The organism is Hahella sp. CR1 (assembly GCF_029813005.1).
Classification (GTDB): domain Bacteria; phylum Pseudomonadota; class Gammaproteobacteria; order Pseudomonadales; family Oleiphilaceae; genus Hahella.
Genome location: NZ_JAPELK010000007.1, coordinates 57,604 through 70,016 on the forward strand (window position 1 = coordinate 57,604; position 12,413 = coordinate 70,016).

The following is a 12,413-nucleotide window of genomic DNA, read 5'->3' on the forward strand; positions in this document are numbered from 1 at the left end:
AAACCATGAAAATAGCAAGTATCTTCCCTCTTTCAATTGTAGTATTGCTAATGATATTAGCATTACTAGTTTTTGCATCGATATTGTATTGGCTTTCGGACGATATGAGGGTTGTTTTCCTAGGTTTAACACCCGCATCACTCCTTACATTATCGTTTGCTCGTCTTGTGAAGAAAGTCAGGGTGTAAAGCCGTCCTTCGGGTGCTTGATGTGTAGCACCCCCCGGCCCTACCCAACAATAATAGACACCCCGTTAAGCGAGCAAATTACGTTAGCGCAGGAAAACACCCGTCTGTAGCACAAGTTGACTGACAGGTGGAAGAGCCTCCATTGTTACTGCCCCGACCCAGCGACGCCCTTCGGTCGCCACAGCATTTCAGGCGGTATTTGAGACTTTGCCGCCTTTCATTGGGGAGGGGACAACATCATCGGTCTCAACCTAGACCTCCCTCCCCCTTGCTAACGTTAGACTTAGAAGCTAAAGAGATGGTTTAAAAATAGGGCTGTAAAAAACCTTGTTCTCATCCAGATCCAAAGTCTTAAAACGGACTCTATAGTTCGCCTGTGGATTCCAACTCCAATTGGCCATGACTAAAATGGAGTTAGCCCCGCTCTCTTGGGCAAGTCCCGAATGCAGGTTAGAGATGAGAGTATCGCCAACATACAGGTCTAAACTGACACGACTGTCTATCCCGCGCCAAAACCAAATAATACTTAGTCTTTCGCCGCCACTGGAAACCGGGGGCACTATAACCATCTCTGGCTGTTTAAATGCGAACGGCTCGCTTAGGCTCATTATATTCGGGTTCTGGTTATCGCGGACACCGACTTTGAATAGCCCAGGCTGATTATAAGTGACACTCCAATTCAAACGATTGAGACCATCGTTCAAACCGCCATCGCGAGATATAGTGGCCACCTGCATTTCATCACCGGCCCTGACCAATGCGACCGTCGCACGACGACCAGGCTCAAAGCATTCAGCGTTCCAGGAAATCGGTAAATTCTGCCCGGGCACAACGGGTCCCACGAAACTAACATTACCAATGCCACTGTCACACGGCTCTTCAACGCCCCAGGTGGCAGTAAGGTCATAGGCAACTCCGTTCAATACCCCTAATTCGCCAGAGTACTCTGTGTTATTCGCGCCAATGGTATCGACAGTAGTCGCATTCTCAACGCTTAAATACCATTCGCCTTCACTCAAATTATCGAAAGCCAGGTCTTCGAGACCGACATCAATAAAGCTCTTGTCTGCGTTACTGGCAAAGGCTGGCTTATCTTTCTTCAAGTACAGATTAAAGCGATAGCCTTGCTCACGGTTTAATTCGATACTCAGGTACTTTTTACGATCGTCATCCACTCTGAACTTGAAGTGATGGTACTGTTTATCGCCGATTTTTATGTAACTGGGATCATGATAGCCCGTCTCTTCATGCATATAACGGATTTGACCATTTTCCAATTCACCTTTGATACGGACTTTGGGCTCATAATTCTCATCCAAGCTTTTCCGGATCGCGAGTGTATACATTGCTTCTGTTAATGGTTTAGCTCTTGGATCGTGACTGAGCTCAGGGTGTCTTCCACTGAGCACCAAAGTTCCTCCATAGGGATTACCCGGATCTTTCCAGGACCAAATCGCTGGATGGCCAGCGGCTACTCCCTGAATCTCTACCCCCTCAGGGTATTGATAGTTATATGGGTAGCGACTTGAAGGTGACTGCATGATGTAGCCACCTCCTTTGCTCCAAACATTCGGGACTTCACCAAAACCAAGATAATCCGTAAATAGGTCTTTTAGGTTTACAGTAGCGCTAGTGTCTGGCAAGGGGTATGTTTTACCTGGATACAAGCTCAATTGGAAAGGACTGCTACCAGCAATAATGGCGCCCGCACAAAACCCGACATATCCTCCACCATTTTTTACGAAGTCCTGGATATGTTGTACGCCTGTGCGACGAAGTGGGCTGAGACCATCATGTAGAACTTGTGAATGATATCCACCACCTCCATTGCCTGAGCCACCAGCCAAAAAAGATGCTTTCCCAATGCTCAGCATCCGATAACGAGGAGCGCCATCTGGGTACAATAAGCGACCATTAAGATCAATATCCGATCCAATAAACTTTTGTTTAAACTCTTCCTTATCCTCTTCATGGTAGGCTTTATAGCTCAATTGCTCATAGGACAAGCCCAGAGAATCAAAGTGGCTGACTGGAGGTGCACTTACACCAGGGCCAGCATTTATCAGAACATCTTTATAAAACCCTTCTCCTGGTGGGATGGGTTCATTAGTGAGTTTATCCGCTGCGGAATGACCTGCGAATAGCAAGGAGGAAAGAAACAGCTGCAGGGGTAGTCCAACCTGGGTTTTATAAGAGCGTACTTTCATAGTTATTCCCTTCATGAGTAAAGCCATAGAGACGAGAGCCGGCGGTTTTTATAAACACTTACGAAAAGCCTGCTCCAACAGAGTTCTTCTGCGCAGTATCAGGAGCACCACAAATCACATCTAGTCGTCACGTTCTCCGCCACACACCAATGTGGAGTAACCAACAAACCAAGGGTGACTCATTACCTGATACCTCATACTCTATGACTTAGGACTTCGCGTAGCTTGTATAAAGCCTGCATAGCCTGTCCAGAATTGTTTGCCGTACAACAGTCCAAGAATTATTGATCGCAAAACTGGCGCAGTTGCTTTCTTCTATCTAAATCATTCAGTTCAAGTAGTTTTGTAGAAGGCTTATAACCTCACTTCGATACCGCCCATACACCCCCAAACTCTGGTGGTAGCCGCTCTGGAGACTCGGTTCACTAGCAGAAGTCAGGCTACCCGTCATCAGCTCCCCCAGGGTTGTTGGGGCAGGATTATTACCAATAACTGGTTCTCCCAACTCCTGCCCCTGTGGGCATTCATCCAAAAAAACTGGTTCTACTATTTGCTTTCGTTTGTGAACCACTGTTACTTCAGGCAGGTCCTCAGCTATTCGTTTTGCATAGCTAACTAAAGTTGGCTCAGCAAGCATGAATAGATAACCTTTTAAGTCCCGCGAATTTTCCCTACGTAAGACTCGCCCTAAAATTTGTCGATAATGCAGCTCCGTTTTTATGCGAGTTAAGTGACAACATACCTGTAACCGTGGAATATTCGTTCCTTCGCTGATCATTCCAACGGACACAATCCAGGGTATATCTCCGTTCTTATACTGGGTAATAAGTGAAGCGGACTCGGATTCCTGATAAGTTACCAGAACCACTGGCTGCCGTGTTTTCAACTGGAGATAATCCCTGACACATTCAGCATGGGATACCGAAGAAGCGACAACGAGCCCTCCTGCACGGGGGTTAACCTTACGGAGCTGCAACAGCTTCTTTTGGGCAAGCCCTAGTAAACCTTCCAAAACGGAAGGATGTTCAATCAGTTGATGGTATGAATAGCTGGAGTGGGCAAGAAGCTCCTCTATGTTAGTAAAAACTTTAGAAGGCCCTTTTTCAGGCGTCCACTTAATGCAGTCGTTATCCACCACAATAATTTGAGGCAAACGACAAACCCCATCATCAACTGCAGATAGCATTCCGTAGGTGTAGTCGCATCGAATTTGAAAGCTTTCATCTGAGTACCGCGACAAAACAATTGGGAGCTGATCAGAGCGCCAAGGAGTTCCTGTTAATGATAACGTATAAGAAGCCCGGCCCCTGATACGCTGTAATATGGTCGCTCCCCAAGCATTGGCATTATTCATTTCACTTCCGGCGCAGTGATGAATTTCGTCGAAGATCACGAGTACACGGTAGTCCTCAACGATCTTCCATAGTTGAGGGCTTATAGTTAGCATGGCTTGATAAGTCATTGACCAACCCCGAGACCCTATTTGGCCATCAAATCTGGCGCTTAAACGGTTTTCCAAAGCCTCTCGGAAATCAAGCGCAACCACAACAGACGGAGAGAAGCAAAGAACATAGTCAACCATGCCTGCCATAACCATATGGTTTGCGACTTCAGTTGCTAGTACGGTTTTTCCCGCCCCAGGTGTAGCGAGACACAGATAATGCCGGTGAGATCGATAGTGCTCAATCGCATGCTCGAGACAGTCACGCTGCCAATGACGTAAATTCATGGATGGTAATGACTTGTCAGGAAACGGCTATAAGCGCCTCAAGCGCTTTTACCTTTCCTAAAATCTTTGAACTCTGATCACGTACGCTATCGTACCGGCTTTGTAACTCGGACTTTAACTCTGGAAAAGCCTCATAAAGGGCTTCATATTCTTCCGACTCCCCAAGACTTGTTAATAAGTCCACGCGGTAGCCTTGTAATCTGTCGAGTAGCTGTTGCTTCAAACTATCATTAGCAGAGGAGGAAGTTGATTCTGCATAGTCCTGACTATCAGTAACGTTGACAGAAAGCGGAACTTTTTTCTCAATTGCGAGTTCACGAAAATGCTCCGTTTTCTGATAACGATGCTCACGACAGTTTTCAGAAGAAGAAATCTTTTCTAACAGGCCATGCTTCAAAAGACGCAGTATCTGACGATACACAGTACGACGGGCTTCTATTTTTGATAAATTCAATACGCTCGATTTTTCCCAATAAGCGTTACGCAACTCCGTGACTGTAAACCGATCAAAACCAGGATCACACAAGACATCAGCGATATCGACGTCGATCTTTATTTGGGACTGATTCATAACTACCTTAGATAAGCTTTCTCATGACGCTTAATACAAGCACTTCTTCAATGTCTCGAATTTCGAGACAGTCTACTATGTCTCTAATAATGAGACAATGCGCCAATCTAGAAACTCAATTGCCTATGAGACTTTGCGAAACTGGTTAAAAAACAGACGCAAGAACTCTGGAATGAACATTCGTACACTAGCTGAAAAGCTTGGGGTGTCGCATAGCATTTTGGGAAAAATCGAAGATGGCAGCCGCAAACTAGACATCTTTGAGTTTGTTGAAATCTGCCAAGCCTTAGGCTTAGATCCCCAGCAAGAGATGGGTGTAATAATTAGCGCTTTAAAAGCATCCTCTCAAAGATTGGGTTCACGGCCCAACGCCTTTTGATGCTTCACAATGATTTTAGAATAGCGCACTCAATAGTTGTGAAGGTGTATAGATAGGTTTTCTTGCTCGAAGGAATGCACATGTCCGGCCGATTGAATATATCAATGACTCTTGCATTTCTCACCCCAAGTGAAAGGCGCTTGTGCAAGCCGTTAATAGTTTCCGCAAGAGCGTTGTCGTAGCAGTCTCCTGTGCAGCCAACCGAGCCCCTCAGCCAACAGCTCAGCGCACTTGACCGACAGGTGCTAGCACTTCGATCACCATGAAAAGACCATCCTTTGGCTTTACTCTCGGCCACAACGCCAGCCCCATGATATCAAGCACAATATTCGCCTGTGGTCTAATGGCCACATTACCCTCTAAAAAGCTGCAGCCTTGGATTCAAACCAAAGGTAAAACCGATTTGAAACAAGTTTATAGGCAGTAGCGATAACAACGGCTCTGGCAAAGCGAAACGCGAATGGAACGAGTCGGTCTGCTTATTGACTGTCATGCCAGCACAGATCGCAATAACAAGTTCAAAATTAGCAGCTACCTGATTACTGCTCACTGGATCTGCATTGTGATTGGAACATGCATCCGCCTTTATAAAAGGCCCGTTTGTAAGCATTAGACATAGACACCTGCCGATACCAAATCGCACCGCATTTGCCTTGGCAGTGTGGACAAGATCTTGTCATGGCAAACCCACCACACTCGACGCAGTCTAGCGTAAAATATCCCCGATCCCAATGTGACTGGCATGATGTGCATCTGTCCAATACTAATAGGCCTCTAGCGAACCAACGACTATCTCCATTCTGACATGACTAGTTTGACGTTAAAAGATTGCTATCGCACGAAAGAACAGATAAGGGTAACTCCCTTTTACGAACCTGACCAACTCTAGCTTGCCGAATTCGCTGCTCCCTCAGAAAAAGCATTGCGAGTTGGAAGTGATAGCAGGGGAATCGCACTTCGTTTCTTGCTTGAAGTCTTATTAAAGTGGCAGGAAATTGCTAAAAATACGATTTTAAGGAAATACTCTGCAGCAGAGAGTCCCCGGAAACCATGGCATAGAGAGTAAAGTAGCGAATTTGAGATATTGAGTGCCATTTTCACCTCTCATGGGGAAAAATATGGTCAATTATTCACCATATAGTACGATTTGCCTGGAAGTGATAGTCTCTCCTACATCAATCCGCGATTATAATTTTTCGTTTTGCAGCATTGCGGACAGGGTTGGCAATTCTCATTACGCAGTGCTTATGCAATTCAATATCAGAGAATTAACCGTTTTTAATCTTAAGGAAAACAACTAAAACAACAGAATAACTTGTTATTTCTATGGCAAGTCAATCTTCATCAAGCAGCCATTTACCATAGGCTTGAATATCAATCATTGGAACAGTACCACTGAACTGCAGCTCGGAGATAAGTTTAAACAAAAAAGCAGTTGCAGCTTTAGACTCTGATAACAAGTGGAATTGATCCTCTTGTTTATCATGATAGAAATATCCATGGCTTGCGACGCAACCCAGATTTAATAAAGCGCTATCTTTCTTCGCTTCAAGCTGGCTTGTCAGAGGTTTTCCCAATGCAGGACTCCAATCACTCTCTAATGTCAAAATACCGCCCATAATAGGAATTAGTGGTTTAGCGGGGTATACACCCCCTGCATGTGGAATTGGAAGAGATGTCCGGTGGAGATCACGCACACTTTTAGCTTTATCTTGGGCATACTTAGTCATTTCCAGATTTAATGTTTGCTTTGCTTCAAATACAGCATAGACGCTCTCAGCAGGAATTATAGTTTGTTCTTCATAGTGAAAAACAAATGGAGAATATTGCCTGTCAAAAACCACCACATCAATTTGATCGCTAAAGATACCGTTGCTATCCACTACAAAGGCTTTAGCAGCCTGATACCTTTTTGGAAGGTACGTGTTTAAAAGCTTTAACCATACTGCTTCACTTCCATCACCTTTAGCGCCAGGGTGAGCGATAGAATCACGAACGATTGACAGCTTCCTTTCAATATCCTTGTGAAGATTTTTTAATAATTTTGGGAGTGACCAATCGCTCATATTTACTTCTCCTGAAAAGGTGGTGTTGGCTCAATTCTTTGAGCGATTCTGAGAGCGCGTTCAGGAGCAATAGCCTGACTCGGATAGGCATCTAAAACGATGGCAGGTATTAGCCTTTGTGTAAGATCAGAAAAAGTAAATCCATGTTTCCTGTCTCCGCTTGGTCCTGTCGCCTCAACAACAGAGTTTATCTGCAGCTTTGAAAACCCCAGTTGTGATAGTAGGGAATTAAGCACCGAGAAGCGTTGCTCGGTGTCTGGCCTGTGGAATGTGAGTATGTCTGCCGCACGTCTTTGGATCGCAGGATCAAGGGCATTCAGGCGATTTGTACACATAATAACTGCGGCTGGGAGCTGCCCGTTGGCAATTCGGTCAATACCCCGGATAAACGCATTCACTCCGGCCTTGTCTTCGTGGTGCATCTGTGATGCTTCCCTCGATTGAGCTAAAGCATCAGCCTCATCAACCAGCAGAATTACTCCGCCCCGAGATGCACCGTTCGCAGACTTTAACTTCTGCGCTTCATTTACCGTGTATTCAAACGCACTAGAAATTAACTGTGTCATTTCTCCGACACGTCCTTGTCCTCGACTGGAAAGGCTCAATGGCAAAAGAGTGATATCAATGTCTTCCTGACGTGCTACCGCATCACCAATCGTTTCTGCCAGCTCTGATTTACCAGAGCCAACGTCGCCAGCCAATACAACAAGTGGTGGACGTCTCAAAATCATATCGACGAGCTGGCCCGCCCCCGAATGATGTGTGGCTACCCATTGTTTTAGCCCTTGTGGATTTACTAACAGAGATAGTATTTTAGTTAGTCTGTCTTTGTGTTCATCAAGGCCAACCAGCCGATTAAGCCGGTCTTGTGCATCGAAATCGGGATAGGTTTTAGCAGCTTCAAAAAGGCCACCCATCGCTGTTGCTGTATTCATTAATAACTCCTAACGCTGGAACGTGACAAAGATTTCCCTCCCGATGAGTAGGTTCTATCATCCTCTATATAACCATTTATTCCTGGAGTATCGGCAGTCCCCCGATCAAGCGGCAATGTGTTGTTAAACTGCTCCTTTTCACTATCGCTAAGAGCAAGCCACGCGTTTGAATATTCAAGGAAGCTGTAAAACGAAGCGCCGGAAACATCCCGACCCGGTCTTACTTTACCCGGATCATCATCAGATGAGTATTCAATGTCGATAGCACGATATATCAAGGTTGGCTCTATCCAATTTCCATCTTTCTTAAACCCGTAGGAAACCTTTTCCAGATACCCATGCTTTAAATATTGAATAATTTCTTGCTCAAACATTTCGATTTTTCTGTCGCTGGGATGACCATAAAAGCGTTGCATACGTTTGAGGTCAGTTGCGACCTTGGATGCGAGTCGTCTAGCATGAGTTATCGTAAATGTATTTGATTCTGTTCCCGTAACGCTAAAACTCATTTTTGCTAACCTCACACATGAAAGGAAGGCCCAAAGACCTTTTGCCAATAGTATATGGTTTCTTGTTTTGTAGTAGCCGCGAGTGCTGCATCAATAGCGTCTCCTGCATCAATGGCGGCATCAACAATCATGTCGGCCTGTGCATTCGTATATAAATCGCTAACGTTGTTATCTTCATTCACGGGATCAATAATTTTTACGGGGGTTGTAATCGAACCAACTTTGTCAGGAGAGTAATAGTCACTAAAGACAATTAATTCGCGCATATCCGTTGTCGCGATGTAAGTAAAGAAAGCTTGCAGCGCTTCCGGGTAATCAGAAAAGTTAACACCGTTGTCACTCAGCTTGGCAAGAATCAATTCGATCATAAATGACTTAAAGCGGAATCCATCCTTCTCGCGTTTTTCCTTGCGTGCCCAAAACTTTATCAATCGAACAACTTGGGCAAAGTCTTTGTCATGTTTCTGTTTTCGCTTTTTAATAAAATTTAGGTGTAGGGGAATACTGGTTTTCAGGAATGAGCCATCGTCCTGACTCACAAGATTTCCGTACCAGTTATCCCCCCCGTAGTAAAGGATTGGAACGATATCCACATCTAGGCCAGAGCCTTTGAACGATACGGTAATACTGTAGGTTTGCGGTCTTACTTGGTCGGGGGAAAAGTTGGGAAATGCCTTGCGCAGTCGTTCAGCGATATATTCCAGCAATTTGGGTATCTCCGACGGGGCATTTGCACCGCTCACATAACAGGCTACATCAATATCATTGAGTGTCCGAAGCGCTGTTCCCTTAGCCAAACTGCCAGACAACATCATCTTTTTAAGCGAGAAGTCCGGATGCTCGTTAAGGTAATTCTCCACTTTTTCCCTCAGCCTCCGTGCCTGTGCACGGTATTCATTAGCTTTGTCTGCGGGGAGATTCACCTTGTTTTGTGCGAAATCCGCTATGTCTTTGTGGTTCACATGATCGCGAGACATGCCGTACCTCTACAGAAATAAAAAATGTTCGGAATTCTGAACACATAAAAACATGGATATTTCCGGAAGTCAACACTATCATGTATGTCTATTCCGAACTTTTGTTGTGTGTTGGAGGGTCTATGACAAAAACCGCTTTAGGAGCGAAAATTAGAGATTTGAGGGATAAAAAGGGTTATACCCTTGAAAAGCTTGCAGAATTAAGTGATTCCAGCAAGAGTTATATTTGGGAACTGGAGAACAAAGCTCCACCAAGACCATCCGCAGAGAAACTATCAAAGATTGCCCATCATTTGGGCGTGACCATAGAGTATTTGATCGACGAAGAAGCCAGCATTACGGTAGAGGATGCCACGGACGCTAAGTTTTACCGAAAGTATCAGCAAATGGACGATAAGACCAAGGCTAAGATTCGGTCCATGGTAGATTTATGGGATGAGGATGACGACTGATAAGATTACCCCGCAGAAATGGGCCTTCCAGTTAACCCACATACTTAACGCTTATGCCAATGAACATGAGCGCTTCCCGGTTAATGTGAAGGCCATAGCAAAAGACTTTTCTCACCACAAATATCCTGATGACCCCATTACCAAAATTAAAGGCGCGTCGCTTCCCCGATTCGATGGGGGTCTATTCAAAGCCCCGGCAGGAAAGAAAGGCTGGGGCATTATTTACAACGATTCCATGCAGTCTAAAGGGCGCATAAATTACACGCTTGCCCACGAATTGGGGCACTACCTTTTACACAGAATGGCTTATCCAAACGGCATTGAATGCGGTGAGCAGGATATAGTTCGTTGGGATTCTGCATTTGGACAGGTTGAGCACGAAGCCAATGTCTTTGCCGCAAATCTTTTAATGCCGCTGGATGACTACCGGAACCAAATTGACCCCAAAATCGTGATTGACCTCGACATGATAGGCCATTGCGCTGATAGATACGAAGTGTCCTTGATTGCAGCCGTATTGAGATGGATAGAATATACAGAACGGCGTGCGGTTCTGGTGGTGTCACGTGATGGTTTTATTCTATGGGCTAGATCGAGTAAGGCTGCTTTCCGTAGCGGTATTTATTTTAAAACATCCAACTGCCCCCCGATTCCGATTCCCGCTGCTTCCTTAGCATCAGGCCGTATAACCTCAGAAAATCAACGGCAAGGGGTTGAACTTCCACCCGGAACGTGGTTTGAAGAAAGCTGCGCGGAAATGGTGGTATTTTCTGAACTTTATGACTTTACAATTTCTGTGTTACAACTTGAAAACAATCCCGCTGGCTATTACCGCAAACAGGATGAAGAAGATTAGAGGAATTGGTTACTCTTTACGCTCGATTTAAGCCTTTATTTTGAGCTAAAACCTTCAGTCGACCGGGTATGAGCCTTCTCTGTCGTAAAACAGCAATAAGGTCTGCGAAGCGCCTGAGGTGGCCAGCGATAAGAGCAAATACCCTACTGAGCCTGAGAGCAGCAGGTCACCCTCTGCGTTCCAAGGTATTACTTTCCTATTTCAGCAAGTGATTCTTCATATCTGTCTTTATTGAGATTTCCGTTTCCAGCTTGCCAGTCGACACTGACGCTTTGGCTTTCAAGGGTTGCAGCTAACCATACAGGGGTCCAATGACCATAGCCCCATTTTGTAACCAGACCGCCCCGAACCCCTTGCTATACGAGGCTTTCAAAGGCAGAGTGACGCCTGAAGCTGTTTGAATTGCCCTTGAATCACCGCTTTTTCCTGAAGGATGAACCTGTTCTCGTCAGTTAGGAGCATGATCTTGTCTTGGGCTGACCTCAGTTTGGCTTTGGTGATTTCCAGAGACTGAGATAGCAAAGCCATTGCTTTATCGGCATCCATGTTCTGACGTCCAAATGCTGACAGCTGCTTGCTCAACTGATCCTTTTGCTCTTGGTGCTCTCGACCTTTGAGGAGGGTTATTTCAAGCTCTTTATTCAACTTCTTCTCGATGGCCACAACTTTTTCGGTCAACTCGTGGATGAATTTAGCCCTCACCTAGACAGCTGACGTATCTCAGGATTCAGTAAAATAATCTGTTGAACTGTTGCAGGCCGGTCGCTCTTCTGCTCAAACAAGTTGAATTGGTCAAGCAGATAGAGCAGCAAGGCCTGCTTGATATGAATCTTCGCCTCACCATCGACCATTGCATAGTCCGCCTCAATTACAGTGCGCTGAGCGGCCGTGAGTTCAGGATGAGGGCCTACACGGGCGATAATCAACGTATTCCAGGCATCATCTTTTTCTTTTCCCCGCCCCGCGTCACCAAAAGTATATGTCTCAATAACTCTCCCCAGAACAAAATCACGGAATTCTTCGCTGCGGTGGCAAAAGGCCCTAACGTGGTAACGAGTACCTGTAAACACGATACTATGAGGGGTGATTCTACGAACTGTTCCCTCTGGGGTTGTTAGTGATCTGTAGCGTATTTCGATTGACCGTCTTTGATGTATGGCCTTCGTAAGCGCTTGCAATACCGTCATACTTGCACTTCGAAACGGAAGAGGAACTGTGGTTACCACATGCCCAATTTCTCCGGCCCAACCAATATAATCCTCGATACAGGGTTGAATAAACTCAGGCTTAAACGTGTCCGTAGGTACGTAACGTTTAATGGAGCCATTAAAACGTATAGTCTGCCCTACTCTATCTAGGTAAAGTTTTAGATCGGCAGAGGCCTGCTGCGGGGATATCCCAAAACGAGCTATAAGATCTGTCCGACCTACGCTACCCGCCCAGTAAAGCTGCCTGTCAATCTCTTCCAGACGGCGTTGCACTTCCCACTTTTTTAATGCTGTTGTCGTCATGTTGACTCAATAAGGTCTAATTCATACGCGCTA

At 45.4% G+C, this 12,413-nt stretch carries 12 protein-coding genes; 3 read left to right on the forward strand and 9 right to left on the reverse strand.

Annotated features, from left to right (window positions below; translation table 11 throughout):
- Positions 1-478: 478 nt before the first annotated feature.
- The 3 genes from ONV78_RS17715 to ONV78_RS17725 all read right to left on the reverse strand — a co-directional run bounded on the left by ONV78_RS17715 (position 479) and on the right by ONV78_RS17725 (position 4,695).
- Entirely contained in the window at positions 479-2,395 is a 1,917-nt protein-coding gene (locus ONV78_RS17715) for a BPL-N domain-containing protein (protein ID WP_279505126.1), read from the reverse strand.
- Between the two features lie 328 nt (positions 2,396-2,723).
- A complete protein-coding gene (locus tag ONV78_RS17720) occupies positions 2,724-4,124 on the reverse strand; it encodes a DEAD/DEAH box helicase family protein (protein WP_279505127.1) in 1,401 nt (466 codons plus the stop codon).
- 16 nt (positions 4,125-4,140) lie between these two features.
- Entirely contained in the window at positions 4,141-4,695 is a 555-nt protein-coding gene (locus ONV78_RS17725) for a hypothetical protein (RefSeq protein WP_279505129.1), read from the reverse strand.
- Between the two features lie 97 nt (positions 4,696-4,792).
- Between ONV78_RS17725 and ONV78_RS17730 the strand changes: the two genes are divergently transcribed.
- Complete coding sequence (locus ONV78_RS17730) at positions 4,793-5,074, forward strand: helix-turn-helix transcriptional regulator (RefSeq protein ID WP_279505130.1); 282 nt, start codon at positions 4,793-4,795, stop codon at positions 5,072-5,074.
- 1,334 nt (positions 5,075-6,408) lie between these two features.
- Here the strand turns inward: ONV78_RS17730 and ONV78_RS17735 are convergent.
- From ONV78_RS17735 to ONV78_RS17750, 4 genes are read right to left on the reverse strand one after another with little or no spacing between them, the layout of a single operon-like run.
- Complete coding sequence (locus ONV78_RS17735; RefSeq protein ID WP_279505131.1) at positions 6,409-7,140, reverse strand: DUF6602 domain-containing protein; 732 nt, start codon at positions 7,138-7,140, stop codon at positions 6,409-6,411.
- A 2-nt stretch (positions 7,141-7,142) separates the two neighbouring features.
- On the reverse strand, positions 7,143-8,075 hold the full coding sequence (locus tag ONV78_RS17740; protein ID WP_279505134.1) for an AAA family ATPase: 933 nt from the start codon (positions 8,073-8,075) through the stop codon (positions 7,143-7,145).
- Positions 8,075-8,584 (reverse strand): hypothetical protein, encoded by a 510-nt coding sequence (locus ONV78_RS17745; protein WP_279505136.1) that lies wholly within the window; start codon positions 8,582-8,584, stop codon positions 8,075-8,077. The genes ONV78_RS17740 and ONV78_RS17745 overlap by 1 nt, the downstream gene beginning before the upstream one ends.
- 11 nt (positions 8,585-8,595) lie before the next feature.
- The gene (locus ONV78_RS17750; protein WP_279505137.1) at positions 8,596-9,561 is read right to left on the reverse strand and encodes a CBASS oligonucleotide cyclase; all 966 of its coding nucleotides are present in this window, start codon (positions 9,559-9,561) and stop codon (positions 8,596-8,598) included.
- 122 nt (positions 9,562-9,683) lie between these two features.
- On the opposite strand from ONV78_RS17750, the gene ONV78_RS17755 reads away from it, so the two are divergent.
- Together ONV78_RS17755 and ONV78_RS17760 are read left to right on the forward strand one after the other, a co-directional pair.
- The gene (locus ONV78_RS17755) at positions 9,684-10,013 is read left to right on the forward strand and encodes a helix-turn-helix transcriptional regulator (protein WP_279505139.1); all 330 of its coding nucleotides are present in this window, start codon (positions 9,684-9,686) and stop codon (positions 10,011-10,013) included.
- Positions 10,003-10,869, forward strand: coding sequence for an ImmA/IrrE family metallo-endopeptidase (locus ONV78_RS17760; protein WP_279505142.1), 867 nt, complete (start codon positions 10,003-10,005; stop codon positions 10,867-10,869). The genes ONV78_RS17755 and ONV78_RS17760 overlap by 11 nt, the downstream gene beginning before the upstream one ends.
- A gap of 369 nt (positions 10,870-11,238) precedes the next feature.
- On the opposite strand, the gene ONV78_RS17765 is transcribed toward ONV78_RS17760, so the two are convergent.
- Both ONV78_RS17765 and ONV78_RS17770 read right to left on the reverse strand, forming a co-directional pair.
- The gene (locus tag ONV78_RS17765) at positions 11,239-11,532 is read right to left on the reverse strand and encodes a hypothetical protein (RefSeq protein WP_279505143.1); all 294 of its coding nucleotides are present in this window, start codon (positions 11,530-11,532) and stop codon (positions 11,239-11,241) included.
- A gap of 35 nt (positions 11,533-11,567) precedes the next feature.
- Positions 11,568-12,380 carry a WYL domain-containing protein gene (locus ONV78_RS17770; protein WP_279505145.1) on the reverse strand — a complete coding sequence of 271 codons (813 nt, stop codon included), beginning with the start codon at positions 12,378-12,380 and terminating at the stop codon, positions 11,568-11,570.
- Positions 12,381-12,413 lie beyond the last annotated feature (33 nt).